Source organism: Arenibacter algicola, assembly GCF_018860365.1.
GTDB lineage: Bacteria > Bacteroidota > Bacteroidia > Flavobacteriales > Flavobacteriaceae > Arenibacter > Arenibacter algicola_B.
Map to the genome: position 1 here is coordinate 71,532 of NZ_JAHKPO010000023.1, position 16,573 is coordinate 88,104.

At 40.6% G+C, this 16,573-nt stretch carries 15 protein-coding genes; 9 read left to right on the top strand and 6 right to left on the bottom strand.

The genetic code is table 11. The features are described from left to right. Positions 1-7 precede the first annotated feature (7 nt). Positions 8-1,096 carry a bile acid:sodium symporter family protein gene (locus KO529_RS18170; protein WP_247095202.1) on the top strand — a complete coding sequence of 363 codons (1,089 nt, stop codon included), beginning with the start codon at positions 8-10 and terminating at the stop codon, positions 1,094-1,096. 61 nt (positions 1,097-1,157) lie between these two features. Continuing rightward, the gene (locus tag KO529_RS18175; protein WP_215949292.1) at positions 1,158-3,374 is read left to right on the top strand and encodes a DUF7133 domain-containing protein; all 2,217 of its coding nucleotides are present in this window, start codon (positions 1,158-1,160) and stop codon (positions 3,372-3,374) included. Between the two features lie 21 nt (positions 3,375-3,395). On the opposite strand, the gene KO529_RS18180 is transcribed toward KO529_RS18175, so the two are convergent. From KO529_RS18180 to KO529_RS18205, 6 genes are all read right to left on the bottom strand, one after another. Further along, positions 3,396-4,388, bottom strand: a complete 993-nt coding sequence (locus tag KO529_RS18180) for a Gfo/Idh/MocA family protein (RefSeq protein ID WP_215949293.1) — start codon at positions 4,386-4,388, stop codon at positions 3,396-3,398. Positions 4,389-4,395: 7 nt separating this feature from the next. Next, on the bottom strand, positions 4,396-5,307 hold the full coding sequence (locus KO529_RS18185; RefSeq protein ID WP_215949294.1) for a dihydrodipicolinate synthase family protein: 912 nt from the start codon (positions 5,305-5,307) through the stop codon (positions 4,396-4,398). Between the two features lie 154 nt (positions 5,308-5,461). Next, complete coding sequence (locus KO529_RS18190; protein WP_215949295.1) at positions 5,462-6,394, bottom strand: dihydrodipicolinate synthase family protein; 933 nt, start codon at positions 6,392-6,394, stop codon at positions 5,462-5,464. Between the two features lies 1 nt (position 6,395). Further along, complete coding sequence (locus tag KO529_RS18195) at positions 6,396-8,738, bottom strand: alpha-glucuronidase family glycosyl hydrolase (RefSeq protein ID WP_215949296.1); 2,343 nt, start codon at positions 8,736-8,738, stop codon at positions 6,396-6,398. A gap of 47 nt (positions 8,739-8,785) precedes the next feature. Next, positions 8,786-9,481 (bottom strand): formylglycine-generating enzyme family protein, encoded by a 696-nt coding sequence (locus tag KO529_RS18200; protein WP_215949297.1) that lies wholly within the window; start codon positions 9,479-9,481, stop codon positions 8,786-8,788. Positions 9,482-9,501: 20 nt separating this feature from the next. Continuing rightward, complete coding sequence (locus KO529_RS18205; RefSeq protein ID WP_215949298.1) at positions 9,502-10,722, bottom strand: hypothetical protein; 1,221 nt, start codon at positions 10,720-10,722, stop codon at positions 9,502-9,504. A gap of 555 nt (positions 10,723-11,277) precedes the next feature. Here KO529_RS18205 and KO529_RS18210 point away from each other — a divergent pair. From KO529_RS18210 to KO529_RS18240, 7 genes are all read left to right on the top strand, one after another. Next, positions 11,278-11,622, top strand: a complete 345-nt coding sequence (locus KO529_RS18210; protein WP_215949299.1) for a rhodanese-like domain-containing protein — start codon at positions 11,278-11,280, stop codon at positions 11,620-11,622. 44 nt (positions 11,623-11,666) lie between these two features. Beyond that, complete coding sequence (locus KO529_RS18215) at positions 11,667-11,939, top strand: heavy-metal-associated domain-containing protein (protein WP_215949300.1); 273 nt, start codon at positions 11,667-11,669, stop codon at positions 11,937-11,939. 19 nt (positions 11,940-11,958) lie between these two features. Then, a complete protein-coding gene (locus KO529_RS18220) occupies positions 11,959-13,029 on the top strand; it encodes a c-type heme family protein (protein WP_215949301.1) in 1,071 nt (356 codons plus the stop codon). Positions 13,030-13,312: 283 nt separating this feature from the next. After that, positions 13,313-13,915, top strand: coding sequence for a TetR/AcrR family transcriptional regulator (locus KO529_RS18225; RefSeq protein ID WP_215949302.1), 603 nt, complete (start codon positions 13,313-13,315; stop codon positions 13,913-13,915). An 86-nt stretch (positions 13,916-14,001) separates the two neighbouring features. Then, entirely contained in the window at positions 14,002-15,267 is a 1,266-nt protein-coding gene (locus KO529_RS18230) for a TolC family protein (RefSeq protein ID WP_215949303.1), read from the top strand. 22 nt (positions 15,268-15,289) lie between these two features. Further along, positions 15,290-16,192, top strand: coding sequence for an HlyD family secretion protein (locus KO529_RS18235; RefSeq protein ID WP_215949304.1), 903 nt, complete (start codon positions 15,290-15,292; stop codon positions 16,190-16,192). Further along, positions 16,189-16,572, top strand: coding sequence for a hypothetical protein (locus KO529_RS18240; protein ID WP_215949305.1), 384 nt, complete (start codon positions 16,189-16,191; stop codon positions 16,570-16,572). Before KO529_RS18235 ends, KO529_RS18240 begins: the two co-directional genes overlap by 4 nt. Position 16,573 lies beyond the last annotated feature (1 nt).

The window sequence follows — 16,573 nt, forward strand, 5'->3', positions numbered from 1 at the left end:
AACTATTTTGAAAAAATTGAATATTTATTCCATTTGTCTTGGCATGGCCGCCATATTGCTGTTGGCAATTTTGGGCATGATCTTTACCCATAATATTGAATATGCCGGACTTTTAATAATGGCCTTTTTTGCCCTTCTTGCCTTTGGCTTCAGTGGATATAAGTCCCTGAACAGTTATGTTTTTACAGCCTCCATATTTGCCGGAGTAGCCTTGGCGCTATATTACCCCCAATACTTTTTGCAGATAGGCGATTTTAAACTTACCGCACTGATCATACCCTTGATCCAACTGATTATGTTCGGTATGGGAACTTCCATGAAACTAGGCGATTTTGCAGAAGTTATCAAGTCGCCCAAAGGGGTAATGGTCGGTGTCACGGCACAGTTGGGTATAATGCCCATCATGGGTTTTGTTCTGGCAAAATACAGTAATTTTCCACCGGAGATAGCCGCGGGAATTGTGCTGATAGGGTGTTCCCCCAGTGGGGTGGCATCCAATGTAATGGCCTATTTGGCGAAGGCCAATCTGGCACTTTCCATCACAATTACTTCCATCTCAACACTTCTTGCGCCCTTTGTAACACCACTACTTATGAAGTTCTTGGCCGGGGAATTTATTGAAATAGATGTGTTGGACATGATGTGGAGCATTGTAAAGATGATTATTTTGCCTCTTGGAGTTGGATTACTGATTAACCAATTGAGGGGAGAGAAAGGGAAATGGTTGGACAAGGCACTTCCTGTAATTTCCATGTTGGGTATAGGTCTTATAATTGTGGTGATAACGGCAGCAGGAAGGGATAGCCTTTTGGATATCGGCGGAATCTTAATGCTATTGGTACTCATCCATAATTTATTTGGCTATATGCTAGGGTATTGGTATGCCCGACTATTGAGATTAAATGAGCAGGATGCCCGTACCATCGCCTTGGAAGTCGGGATGCAGAACGGCGGCCTTGCTTCGGGCATTGCAAATTCATTGGGCAAGATAGCCACAATGGGTCTGGCACCGGCCGTTTTTGGACCCTTGATGAACATAACCGGGTCTATTTTAGCCTCCTATTGGCACAAGAGACCTCCAAATGAAGGCAAATGATTCAAATATTAAAGTTAAATTTGGCGAGACTAGAAATATTTGAATAACAAGTTGATTAATTATGAATAAAATTTTTTTTGGCTTTCTTCTATTGGCGATAGTTAGTTGTGGTAAAAAGGAATACAGGGATAAGATTTATGTAAAACCGGAAATTGTAAGGGAGGCTCCGTCAGATTTTCTTTCCCCCGAGGAAAGTCTTGAAAAATTTTATTTGCCCGAAGGATATAAGATAGAACTGGTGGCATCCGAACCTATGGTAAATGAACCGGTGGCCATAGCTTGGGACGGGAATGGAAAAATGTATGTGGCCCAAATGGACACTTATATGCAAAATGTAGATGCAGTTGGTGAAGATGAACCTACTAGTCAGATAAAACTTCTGGTAGATTTGGATGGCGATGGAAAAATGGATAAGAGTACCGTCTTTATTGACAGTCTATTATTACCTAGGATGATTTTGCCTCTCGATGACCGACTTATTGTAAATGAAACCTACTCCTATGATCTATGGAGTTATAGGGATACTGATAATGATGGGGTGGCGGACGAAAAAATCAGGGTTTATGAAAATCCAAAAAGGAGGGGAGGTAACCTTGAGCACCAACAGAGTGGTTTGGTATGGAACTTGGATAATTGGGTGTATACCACTTACAATCCATTACGGTTTAGGTTTAACAAAGACGGTGTTCAAGTAGATTCCTTGGTCGGTGGTTCCAGCGGACAATGGGGGCTAACCCAGGACGATTTGGGAAATATGTATTATTCTTCTGCAGGATCTGAAATAGCCGCATATAATTTTCAAATACCTCCTATATATGGGGATTTAAACCCTGAGGGACAGATTTCAGAGGGATTCATGGAACCATGGCCAGTGGTTGGCACCCCTGATGTTCAGGGAGGTGCAGAATTAAGGTTAAAGCCAGATGGTACCCTTAATAAATTTACAGGGGTTGCGGGACAAGAAATATTTAGGGGTGATAAATTACCGCCATCCACCTATGGCGATTTATTTATTCCGGAACCTGTAGGCAGATTGGTACGTAGGGCAAAAATAAAAAATGAGAACGGAAAAAAAGTGCTGTACAATGCCTATGATGAGGCCGAGTTTCTGGCGTCCACGGATTTGAACTTTAGACCTGTTCAGGCACAAACAGGGCCGGATGGAAGTCTTTATATCGTGGATATGTACCGTGGTATTATTCAGGAAGGTAACTGGACCAGGGAAGGAAGTCATTTAAGACCAGTAATTCTTCGCAAAGGATTGGACAAGAACATAGGTAGGGGAAGAATATACCGTATAGTCCATGAAGACATAAAACCGGCAGCAAAACCAAATCTTTTGGATAAATCTGCAGCTGAACTAGTGGATTATTTAGGACATCCCAACGGTTGGTATAGGAATACGGCCCAAAAGCTTATTATAATAAAAGGAGATATGGGAGTTGTTCCCAAGCTGAAGGAAATAGCCAAGAATAATGAGTCCTTTTGGACAGATAACTTTGGGGATAAGGATTATGCGCTCCAAAGGGTTCATGCCCTTTGGACGTTGGAGGGTCTAGGTATTGTGGATAAATCACTTATTCTAGAGAAGCTAAACGATGTTGATCCCAGGGTCCGTATAGCAGCTGTCCGCTTAAGCGAGGAATTTTTAAAGAAGGACGATCAAGTAATTTTAAAGGCATTGGCCAAATTGCAAAAGGATGTCGATATTAATGTGGTAAATCAGTTGGCACTGAGTTTGCGCTATTCCAATAGTGAGGAAGCTGAAGAACTATCAAGTTCCATAAGTAAGCAATACGAGGATAATGAAATAGTGACTGCTTCCATTGGCCTTGGAATAAAAGCCAAGGATTCCGATTTTCTGAAATTCAAGGAAAGAATTGCTAACAGTAGTAGAATTCATAAAATGACGGCCTTGGCCGGATACGACATTTATAGGCAGACCTGTGTTACCTGTCATGGCCCTGATTTAAAAGGGGTTCCAAATGGAGAAAATTCCCTGATAGCACCTTCCTTAATTGGTTCACCGAGGGTAACGGGTAATAAGGATGTACTTGTAAGTATCCTATTAAACGGATTAACCGGTCCAATAGATGGAAAGGAGTATGGCATTATGCTACCAATGGGCTCCAATGACGATGAGTGGATCGGCCAAGTAGCTACTTACATCCGTGCCATGAACAGTGCGTCTATGGTCCGTGAAAATGAGGTTAGGGATATCCGTGCCAAAAATCCGGACAGGAAAAACTATTGGACCTTAAAAGAACTGTTGAACTAGTATAAAAGGGACAAAAATAGTCTACATGGGTATCCGTTGTCCCTTTAAATTGCTTTCCTCCAACTTTTCAATTACGACCATATTTTTAACCGCATCCTCTAGGGGAGTAGGCACTGGTGTATTATTTTTTATGGCCTGTGCAAAAAGATCTGCCTGAATAGTGTACTGATTACAGATATCAAATTCTATGGTTTGGCACTCATCGTCTATAGTGACCCATATTTTGGAAGGCCTATCTATAGGGGGGTTAAAAGGAAGTTCAAATTTTATATTTCCTATGGTTCCAAAAATTTGTGCCTGTTGATTGTACGCCAATTGTGTTGAGCTGAAGAATACTGAAGTCCCAGTTTCAAACTCCAATATTCCTGAAGCTAAAACATCTACCTTGAAATCTGGGTGATAGTCTATTACCGCGGAAATACTTTTGGGTTCCGAATTGAACAAAAAACGGGAGAGGGAAATAGGGTAGCATCCAATATCCATTAAACTACCACCCCCGAACTCCTTGCTGTTTACAATACTATTGGGGTCATCTTCATAAAAGGAGAAAGAAGATTGAATGGTTTTAATTTCACCTATAACCTTTTGGTCCACTAATTCCTTAACCTTTATCCATTGGGGATGATGCCTGTACATAAAGGCTTCCATCACCTTTAAGTGCGGGTACTTTTTAGTTTCCTGCAACAATTTTTGGGCTTCCTTACTGGATAGCCCAACAGGTTTTTCTACCAACACATGCTTGTCAGCTTCCAAAGCTTTTATAGCCCAAGCTACATGAAGATGATTGGGGAGAGGAATATAGACAGCATCTACCTCCTTATCGTCTAGTAATTCCTCGTAGGACCCGTAAAATTTTGGAATTTTAAATCGCTCGGATATATCCTTTGCCTTGTCCAAATTTCTTGAGGCAATTGCATGAACATCACCATGTAGGCAGTTGAGCATTGCCGGAATTACTTGCTCCGTAGCAATATGGGCAGTGCCCAAAATACCCCATTTTAGCTTTTTGTCCATTCCTTTTTTATATGACTTTTGAACTTTCGAACTGGTCAATGAATTGTTTTACCTTCTGGCGTTCCCTATTTTCAAATTTTCGCAACGGTAGTGCCATATGGTCCTCACAAATGCCCATAACGGATAGGGCACATTTTATACCCTTGGTAATTCTGGAGGCATTCTTGCCTACACAATAAATTGTGCTGTTAACAAATGCCACCTTGTTACGTAGTATTTTTATATCCTCTAAATTATTGGCCACAGAGGCGTTATATAGATCAACAAATAACTCTGGCAGAAAATTTGCACCACCAGCTACGGCCCCATGCCCACCATAAATTATAGTCTCCGGTAAAAACAATTCTGTTCCTACAATGATGGAAAATTCCGGAGTCTCCTTAAAAGCTTCAATAAGTGAGTAGAAATAGGACATATCACCCGAGCTGTCCTTGATCCCTATGGCACCTAATTCCTTAGCCTTTTTTACGGTCTCCAAGGAAAGGTGTAGTTTGGTACAGCTTGGCATATTGTACATCATGACCGGCAAGGACAATTGTGGAATTAAACGCTCCAAATAGTCGATCATTTCTTCCTGTGAAATTGGAAGATAATAAGGAGGGGCTACCACCACTGCATCTGCACCCGCTTCTTTGGAGTGGGCTGCAATGTCCAAGGATCCGTTAAAGGAGGTATCGGTTATTCCAACCAGTACCGGAACCCTACCACGGATATATTTACAAGCCTTTGTAATAAGCTCTTTGCGCAATGCATAACTAAGACTGGGGGCTTCTCCGTTGGTGCCCAAGAGGAATATACCATGTACACCGCCAGTAATAAGGTGCTCTATAAGTTTTTCCAATCCTTTATCATCTAAACCACCGTCTGCGTTAAGAGGGGTGACCATTGGGGGAATGATCCCTTTTAATTCTAATGCCATATATTTTCTTTAGTGAGAACAAAGTAAATTTAAAAGGCAGGGGTGTGCCACAACTATATTATTTAAAACAGATAATATATTGACCATTGTGTCTTTTATCCCATAGTTTTGTCAGAAATTGTTTAGGCCGCATTTATCAAGGGTATATTCAAGGTCAATAAATATTGGACTTTTGGGCTTTAAGCCGGTTTTCAAGCTTAATTATCTTTTCTATGTGTTTGTCTGCCAATTTTTTATGTACGGTATCAAAGGGAAGGATAGGATTGCGAACATTGGGGGTGTTGTAAATGCCTTGTCGATACAATAACCGTTTAAAAAAATGTACGGAGATATCCAGATGTTGATTGGAAAACGCCAATACGGGAATTATTTTCGCGAACAAGGCTTCTGCCTCTGCAATCTTCCCTTCTTCAAATAGTCGATTTATTGTGGTGTAAATGAAATGCATTCCAGTGGGCATAAAGGCATGTACACCTCTTTGTAGCCCTTCCATCATTTGGGTAACGGCCCAACCTCCACTTAGGTTTAATTTGCCTTGGGTCAGTTCTAAAATTCTTGAATATTTGGGCCCCGCAGGAACGGTTTCTATTTTTAAACATTGGAATGCAGCCACTTTTTCAAATAAATCAACTATAAGTTCATCCGATAGACCATATCCGGTAGCATCCCAATCCTGTAACATGATCATTTCCGGATCAAGGGCTGCCAATTCCATAAAATGATTTCTGAACTGTTGCTCCTCGATAAACGGAATCTGGAATAGAACATTCCTACAACCTAGGTTCATATAGGCCTTTAGAAGCTCCTTGCTTTTGGATAGATCCTTTTCCCCTGCACCTCCAATAACTGGGATCCTGTCCCCTACGGTTTCCAATATTGTCGATAGCATTTCCAATCTTTCCAAATGGGATAATTTATATACTTCTGCGGCCATTGCCGGCACCAATATACCCGCAACTCCGGCCTGTAATGCTTCCTCTGTATTGTTCTTTAGGGCTGCGTGGTCAATGGTGTCCTCTTTGGTAAAAGGGGTGTTGAGCACCGTAACAATTCCTTTTAGTGGGAAGAGCTTTTTTTGGGCCAACATGCTATTTTTGTTTAATAAGCCAGACATCGGTTACCCGGGATTGTTTTCTCCAATTCAAATGTTCCTCATCGGGCTTGTCAAAGCTAATATTTAATTTGCCATCCTTGATCAGATTTTTAGGTAGGGGAAATTCCTTAAACTCCTCAAAACCTTTTTCATATTTGGTAGGTTTTAGGCGTTCTCCATTGGCTCTTAATAGGGCCTCTCCATAACCTGAAACACGGATTAAATAATTGGAATCGGGATCCAGATCATTGTATTCCAAGGTAGGGGTAAATTGGAACAATTGGGTAGAGAGCCGCTTTCTACTTAAGCCATCACTTTCCCATAGGAAGTCTATGGCATCATCGGTTTTGGAGGTTACATGCTTGGCATCCGCACTGGAAATATTGTCGTAAAAACTGCCTTCTCCGGGAGACTCATAGTTTTTAATAAATTCCAATCGCGCTAGCTTTTCTGCTTCCGATTTTAATATGCCAATTTTATTAAATTCGTCCTCCAACCACCATCTATTGTTCAAGGGATAATCTATAAAATCCAAAATAGCCCCTCTTTCTGCACTACGTGCCTGATATTTCTCCACGCTGGTCTGTGCTCCAATGGATTGAAATAGTTTCTCGCCATATTCAAAAACCTTTTCCTTAAGGTCTTGGGAAACCAATTCGGTATCTGCTTTATTAATGTGTTGCAGGGCATCGTTCATAGCCTTATCCGCCCCAATGGTATTGGCCTTGGCCAGTATTTCATATGCTTCGTCTTCCAGTCTTTTTTCGTAGGCAAGTCGGTCTTGAATATAGGCGTCATAATAGGCGCGCATTATTAATTGTTGCCATCTCCAATTATTTGCCAGATCGGGGTTGTTTTCTTCCAAGCCTTTCCACAATGCTAGGGTTTCTTTAATGGAATTGTTTTCCAAAATGGGCCCGTCCCAATTTTTTTCCAAGTCAAATATGCCTTGGGCGGCTTCCTCGGCTACCTCTGGGCCAAAGAAGAATTGAGTGTATTCATAGATGATATCTTTGGGGTTTTTCTTGGAATCCCAACCCAATTGGCTCCATAAAACTTTATTAACGTCGTCATGGGAACCATCGGAATAGGTAATAAAGCCATCGGTATATTTGGTGTCTCTCCTAAAAAGTTGGGTGTACATGAGTGGTTGTGGGTTAATAGGCTCCCTTCCCAAGGTCAATCCATAAGCCTGATCCCAATTATCAACTGGATACTGACACCTAACGGTATGGGTAATATCTGGGTAAAAGCGGTGCAGATATTTTTTTGGCAACATTTCCCGTTCCAAATCTATGGGCGGACTACTTGGTCCATAAACAACCCCTTTAAGCCAATCAGGACTATCAGATTTTAGGTAATTAAAAAAATATTCCACTTTTTCCTTATTAAAACCCTGTAGGGAAACCCAAATACCGGCATTTGGATGGTATTTGTGCAATATTTCCGACAGGTCATTTAAATAGGGTATTAGCTGGGCAGGATGGTTTTCACCCGGGTCACCTCCAGGAACAAATACACCGTCCAATCTTGGACATTTTGCATAAAAGGCCTCTTGCTCTGCAAGTCCGTCCTCATGGGCATTTTTTACGGTGAGGTCATGAGGAGCTGGCGTCCAGACCCAATAATCGGCATCGTATTTCTCGCATATTTTGCTTAATTCCACCTCCATGATTTGCGGGTCTACTTTAAAGTGGGGACTTGAATCGGCTTCTTGAAATGGAATATTTTCAAAACTATTGGCACCAAAAAGAACCTGTTCCCTAAAATGTTGATCAAATTGTTCCACGGTCCAGGAGTCCCATGAGTTGGCGGTATTCCGATACCCAAACTGATGTCCGCGAAGGGGGTATTCCGGAGCTTCGGAAAAATCAATGTTAGGGCTATGTGTTATTTGGTCCTTACTCATTTTAGCGGTTCGCAGTAGTTTGCCAATGCCATAAAGAATACCCCTTGTATCCGCACCAATAACCCAAAGAGTATTCTTGTCCCCTTGGTGTTCATGGTAAATGCGATAGCCTTCTTTTTTTAATTCGGGGTTATTTTCGCCATCACGGGTCGGCACTTTTGTTCCGAACAATTCGTTTTCATTGGCCAAGGCTAAGGCAATGGTAGTTTTGGAATCCCAATTATTATTTAATCCAAGTTGAAGTTCGGTTCGGTTTTTAATTTCTTCCACTAGGATGTTAGCCGCCGTTTCTTGGATCGGAGATTTAATCTGGGCCGATATCACAATGTTTGCTTGGGAAAGGTCCAAGGTTTTAGGCTGTTCCTTTTCGCAAGACAGCATACTGCCAATACCAACCATTACCAGCCAAAATTTTAATTGTCTTTTCATCTTGTGCGACATTTTTATATTAAAATACTTTTTATAGGGGCGTTGTTCTAATTTATGTCCTTTACACATCGTATTCCAACAGGGTATACGTGAATTTTTTCTGGTAACACATAATAGCGTTGTGAGGTACGAATAAAGGAGTGGTTGTTAAAATTGGATCCGCCCCGCATTACTTTGTAGGTTTCGCCATATTGCTCCATAGGCACCTCGTTGCCAGGGTAGGGTTTATACCAGTCCGATGTCCATTCCCACACACTTCCAGCCATGTCATAGCAACCATAAGGGCTCGCAGGTTTGGCAATGGAAGTTCCGCGTGTCTCTTTTTGGTCCCACACAACATAAGTGTTGTCATAGGTATCTCCCCAAGGAAATACACGGCCGTCGATACCGCGAGCCGCCTTTTCCCATTCTTTTTCAGTGGGCAAACGTTTACCAGCCCATTTAGCATAGGCATCCGCTTTAGACCATGTCACTACTGCGGCATTGTTCTTTTTTTCCGGGGGGAATTTAAAAGTGGGGTCAAATTTGGCAAACTCCGTATTGCTAACCTCGTATTTGTCTATAAAGTACGCCTTTGTACTTGCAATTTGTTGGGGCCTTTCATCCGGATCGCCATAGGTGCTGCCCATAATGAATTCGCCGGCGGGAACATAAACCATTCCTTCGGGAGGAGTTGGCTTTTCTTGCCCTGTTAGATAAAGTATATGTATTAAAAAAGTTAGGAGTGTTAAACAAGATTTCATACGCTTCCTATTTTTTGTGATTACCATTTTTCATCAATAATACCGTAATACCTACCAAACCAATAATTTCGGATCATGGCCGCGGCAGTTCGTTCTTCCTCGGAACGAACCATTTTAAAACTGCCATCTTTTTGTGGAATTTTGAATTCCCTGGTATTGCGTTCAAATCCCCACATGTCCTTTATGCCCTGCTTTTTCTCTTCGGTAAAAATTTCCTCTCCTGTGAGTACCTTATAGACCATTAAGAACCAGATATTGCTTTCCCATGTAAATTCTATATCCTTCCAATCGTACCAATGTCTGTTTAAATTCATTCGGTATTTATTGAGTAGACTGGGATCGGTCTCTAAACGCATAATCATATAGAGGGAACGGGCAGCGTGGTAGTCGTCCCCTACATTCCGCCATTCTTTAGGGAATAGTATTTTGGAATTAATTTGGTGGTCGTCATAATGATAGCGGTCTATAAGCATGTGGTATGCGGCATTGTACCGTTCCTTTCCTGTAATATGATGGGTTACCTTTAGCGCGGCCAACATTTCCAAAGAGTTGAGTTCTTGGTGCGGAAGGTTAGGGCAAAAGTTGCCCCACAAGGTCATTTTTCCGTCGAGATCCGTAAGTTTAAAGTTGTTGTCTACTACCCGCCCTATAAATCGATCTAGGAGGCCTGCTGCTTTCTCCTTGTATTCTGCATCCGCACATAGTTCCCAAAAAGTTCCTACACCGTAAAAAATAGAAGTGAATTTATCGGCACTTAAATCACCCAACCATCGGTAACCGGGCATGGATGACGATTGGTGCCATTCATGGTACCAAAAAACCTCTTCGTGCCAAAGCGGTTCGTTGGTCCTATTGAAACTGCGCGCCACCAATCCTTCAACACCGGTTACTTTTTCCAATTTTAGTATGGCCTCGAAGATGTCATTGGCTATTTTCCTGTCCTTTGGGTCTCCGGTTATAGCGTATTTATGGGAGTAGGCAGCCAGCATTTCGGAAGTGGGGTCAAGACAATCGGCCTGGGAACCTATAATGGGCTGCTCCAGTCCGGCAGGTGGAAAAATAACATGTTGCATTATGGCACCTTCGTTCCAATGGTTTCCAAGCATCAACCTGTCAAACATTTCCACCTTTTTGTGTAGGGGGTCTGTTTTCTTTGGGAATTGATTTACTTTTTGGGCAAGCAGGCCATGGTTTATAAAAATGAAAACTGAAACCAAGGGCAATAAACAATTTTTAAACATGGCTAGTTCCTATTTGTGAGCATTTAAGTTTTTGGTCGAAATGATTTTATCTTTAATTGTATGCGGCCCTCTATACTCTTGGTTGTTCGTTAAGAAGGGGCATTAAGCATGTTGATTCTTTCTTTCTTCGATTAATGCAATAATATTAACTTATTTTAATCAATAAAACCAATTAAATATTACTTTGGGTTAATATATAATGCATATTAAGTAATATATATTATATGGCAATTGCAAAGTGTACTTCTTATAAGTCTGGGACTGGATCCCTATGGGTATTTCGGCACTTATTTGGGGTATGCATTTTATATCCCTGTATTGTTTGTGGGCGGTATTACTTGCGTTTAAACTCACTGGAAGTTAATCTATTTGTTGGAGCAAAACTTTTTTATGGAAAATGCGGGAGTGTAACAAAAGTTGCTGTGGACATTAAATGCCTGGCCTATCTTTACACTATAAATGTTTTGGTTGGTTGTATAAGGAAACGGTCATTGTAAAAGGTGGCGGTTTCCTTTTTTAAACAATTACCTTGGAATAACTCAAAAAAGAAATAATATGTCTATTTTTAGTACACTTTTCGGAACAAGCAAAGAGAAATCGGATAAAATTGAAATATTGAGTCAAGCTGACTTTTCAGCGGCCATAGCGGGTAAAAAAGTACAACTCATAGATGTTCGTACGCCTAATGAATATGGTGGCGGCCATATAAAAAATGCCATTAATGTGGATTTTTTTAATGCATCAAACTTTGAAAAATACTGTGAAAAAATGTCCAAGGATAAGCCCGTGTACCTATATTGTCGTTCCGGTGCCAGGAGTCAGAGAGCGGCGCATAAATTGATAGGTATGGGTTTTGAAAAAGTATATGACCTAAAGGGTGGCTACATGTCTTGGAGATAATATGCTTGTTGACTAGAATTTATAATTAGGCTTAAATTAACGCTATGAAATTAGCTCTAAGTGTTCAAAATATAAAATGTGGTGGTTGCGCTAAAACAATTACCACCAAATTATCGGAATTGGAGAATATCACGGAGGTTATGGTGGATGTAAACACTGGAACGGTATCTTTTGAATCCAACAACGTTGAGGCCACACAAAAGCTAAGGGATACCCTTAAAGCTTTGGGCTATCCTACAGTGGATGCCAAAAACGGCTTGGGCGACAAGGCCAAATCCTTTCTTAGCTGTGCCGCGGGAAGGATGATGAAGGAATAAATCCAAAAATATTAGCTTTATGAAGTATCTATCTTTCTTTACAATCCTTTTAATGACCCTAGTAAGTTGTAAGGAGGCAAAAAAAACGGAAACTAAACCGTTAGAAACCAAGGTAGCAAACTCATCGGCCGATCAGGAAAAGATACATCCAGGTAAAAAAATTATTGAAACAGAGTGCTATTTATGTCACAATCCTAAAGCATCGGAAGTCAGCATGATTGCGCCTCCCATGGTGGCCATTAAGAAGCACTATATCGATTCAACAACGACCAAGGAACAGTTTATAGAAGCTATTGTGGGTTGGATTAATGATCCACAGGAGGAAAAATCCAAAATGCCCGGTGCACTAAATCGATTTGGGATAATGCCCTATCAACCCTATCCTGAAGAAACCATTAGCCTGATTGCTGAATACATGTATGACTATGAAATTGCACAACCCGAATGGTTCGATGAACATTTTCAGAGGGAGCATGGTAGAAGAATGGGCAAAGGCAAAGGTATGGGCAAAGGCAAAGGAATGGGTAAAGGTAAAGGAATGGGTAAAGGTAAAGGTATGGGAAATGGAATGGGCCCAGGTTCCAAACATGGATTACAAACGGATTATGGCGATATCGGACTTGGTTATGCCTTGGCTACAAAAGCTGCGCTGGGGAAAAATCTAATGAAGGCCATACAGGAAAAAGGTACGGAGGGGGCGGTAGCATTTTGTAACCTTCGGGCCATAGAATTAACGGATAGTATTTCTGTTATGAACAATGCCCAGATTAAAAGGGTTTCCGATAAACCTAGAAATCCACTTAACAAGGCCAACAAAGAGGAACTGGGGTATATCGCTACTTTTAAAGAGCAGGTTGCCGCTGGTATCGAAGTAGATCCGGTAGTAGTTCCTGGTAACGAAGAAGTAACGGTATATTATCCCATAACTACAAATACCATGTGTCTCCAATGCCATGGGAAACCCAACGAACAGGTGAAGCCTGCTACTATGGCCACTTTAAGAAAATTATACCCTGAAGATATGGCCGTTGGCTATAATGTAAATGAGGTCCGTGGAATATGGAGTGTAGTTTTTGACAAAAATAAGTAGACATTTTTTTTGGTCTTGTAGTTATAGAGGTTGAAAGTCCTTGTTCCTTGAAGAAGGAAATTTACCCAATGACGTATCAGGCCAAGGGTTGTTTAGGAATAAATAACAATTTCAGACCATATAATGTATAGAATTTGTTTCTTAAATACCCCATGCAAAATCCCGAAATATACTTTATAATTGGCTGTAATTAAACTAAATAACAAATATTTAGTGGCATTATCCTTTTGGAATTAAAAAAAATTTGTACATTTATTAACCATTTGGTTAAACTATTTAGTTAATGAAAGATCAGAGCACAGAAGAAAATATATTAAAGGCAGCCATAAGCGTATTCCAAAAGAAGGGTATGGCAGGAGCCCGAATGCAGGAGATTGCGGATGAGGCAAAAATTAACAAGGCCATGCTGCACTACTATTACAAGAGCAAGCAAAAATTGTTCGAGGCGGTTTTTAGGCAGGCCTTTGAAAAGTTTGCCCCCCATATCAACCAGGTCTTTAATTCTGATAAAACGGTTTTTGAAAAAATAACGGAATTTACGGATAGCTATATTTCTTTTGTAATGGAGAATCCATACCTACCCAACTTTCTGATTCAGGAAATAAATAACAATCCGGAGTTTTCCGATTTATTTTTTGGCTCCGAAATAGCACCTAACCCTGCGCGCTTTAAGAAGCAGATAGCGCAGGAAATTGAGATGGGAATTATAAAGCCCATAGACCCTAAACAATTGTTGTTAAACCTTTTTTCCCTGACCGCTTTTTCCTTTGTAGGGACCGGCCTGGTCCGTGGAATATTGGACTTGGATGAAAAAACATTTAAATCCATGATGCAGGAACGTAAAATTTTGATTCCCGAGCTTCTAATTAATTCTATTAAAAAATGAAACATTCATACTCAATTTTAAACGAACGGGGAAAATGACTATTTGAATGTTGCATGTGACCACTGAAAATTAATAAACAAAAACACATGAAAAGACTTTTTTTAATATTAATATTAACCATACCTATGGTTGCAAAGGCCCAGCAGACCTTTAGGCTGGAGGAGTGTTTTGACCTTGTTACCGAGAATTATCCGTTGGCCAAACAATCTGGGTTATTGGAAAATCAGGTACAACTGGATATTGAGGCCTTAAGAACGGGGTATTTGCCCAAACTGGATCTTAATGCCCAGGCCACCTATCAGTCCGATGTAACAAGTTTGCCGATCCAGCTTCCGAATGTAACCATAGAACCTCCCAATAAGGATCAATATCGAGCCACTTTGGATGTAAACCAAATGATTTATAACGGTGGCCTCATCAATGCTTCATCCAAGGTGAAGGAGGCAGCATCAAAGGTAAACCAACAACAGTTGGAGGTGAGCCTATACGGATTAAAAAGTCAGGTCAATTCTATCTACCTTTCGGTCTTATTGCTTCAGGAAAACCAAGCCTTGCTTCAAGCCAAAGAGGAGCAATTAAAAGCGCGTATTGAAGATGTGAGAGCCGGAGTAAAGTACGGCACCTTGTTGGGGTCTTCAGAAAAGACACTTGAAGCAGAACTCCTAAGATTAAAACAACAATACATAGAGTTGAGCTATAATAAATCGGATTTGTTACAACGGCTGTCCTTGCTAATTGGCAGGGAATTATCATCCGATGTGCACCTTGAAAGACCAGCAGTTTTCATATCGGAAACCGAATCCCAACGACCCGAGATTGAGCTTTTCGACCTTCAAAAGGAACAGATCGATTACTCCTCAAAACTGATTTCAAAATCGAACCTTCCTAAATTAAATGCCTTTGCCCAAGGTGGTTACGGCAATCCTGGGCTAAATATGTTGGATAATTCTTTTAATACTTTTTATATGGCAGGTCTAAAACTCAATATGAACATTTTTGACTGGAACAAGACCAAGACCGAGAAACAATCCCTTGAAATAAACAAGGAAATAATAGATACCCAAAAAGAGACCTTTGAATTGAACAACAATTTGGAATTGGTAAAACTCAAGTCCGAAATTGATAAGATCGATGCTCTGATTTCCACGGATAATGAGATTATAGCGTTACGCGAAGATATTTTGAAAACGGCGGAATCACAATTGAACAACGGTGTAATTACGGCATCGGCCTATATTATCGAATTCACGAATTTATATGAGGCAAAAAGCAATTTAAATCTTCATGAGACTCAATTGCTATTGCACAAAATTCAATATGAAATTACGAATGGAAGCTATTACAATAACTGATATATAACAATACCTGAATAAAATGAAACATCCATATTTAATATTGACAAGCCTTCTTATAAGCCTTTTAGGTTCATGCTCCGGCAACGGGGACAAGGCAGATGGTTACGGTAATTTTGAAGCTACGGAAATAACTATTTCCGCCGAGGCCAATGGAAAAATTTTGTTCCTGGATGCGGAGGAAGGCACTGTGCTGGGCCAAAATAAGGTTGTTGGGGTTATAGACACCGTTCAGCTCTCCCTAAAACGAGACCAGTTGTTGGCTTCCAAAAACACTATTTTTTCAAAATCCAGAAACGTGCTATCACAACGCGAAGTTCTTAAGGAACAATTAAAAGTGGCCCAAAATGATAAATCTAGGATAGAGAACCTATTGCAGGCAAAAGCCGCAACTACCAAACAATTGGATGATATTAATGGACAGATCAACATTATTAAAGAGCAGATCAAAAGTGTGGAAACCCAAAATTCGCCCATTATTAATGAGGTAAAAAGTATTGAAATACAAATACGTCAAATTGAGGATCAGATCCATAAAAGCATCATTCAAAACCCTGTGAAGGGCACGGTCCTGGTAAAATATGCCGAACCCAACGAAGTAACTGCTTTTGGTAAACCCTTGTATAAAATAGCTGATCTGGAAGATATGATTTTAAGGGTTTATATCAGTGAAAATCAATTGTCCAACCTCCGCATTGGGCAGGAGGTAAGCGTAAAAATCGATGCAGGTGAGGAGATGAGATCATACCCCGGTGAGATTAGTTGGATTTCAGAATCAGCAGAATTTACCCCCAAGATCATACAGACCAAGGAAGAGCGTGTAAACCTAGTGTATGCGGTAAAGGTTAAGGTTAAAAATGACGGTAGTTTAAAAATAGGGATGCCGGCGGAAATGTGGATCACCTCAAAAACTACTGAAGAATGAAAACGACCTTGATCATAGCGACCATACTTGCAAGCCTTATCGGCATTCTATCCGTAATCTCAGGTTCCATGGTCCTATTGGGGTTACGCTCCGTGGATTATAGGGTATTGGATTGGTTGGTGGTCTACAACGTGGTTCTTGGAATTATATCCATTATGGTAGCCTATCAAATAGGCAAACAACATAGAAAGTGGAAATTAATGATAATCTCGATCCTTCTATTGCACTTATTGGTATTGGGCTATTTATACTTTTTTAATGAAAGCGTAGCGGTAGAAAGCATAAAGGCAATGGCTTTTAGGGTTGGCATATGGGGAGCAATTCTACTTTTGACCCTAATCAAAATTCCAAAAACAACACACAACAATATAAAAATATGAA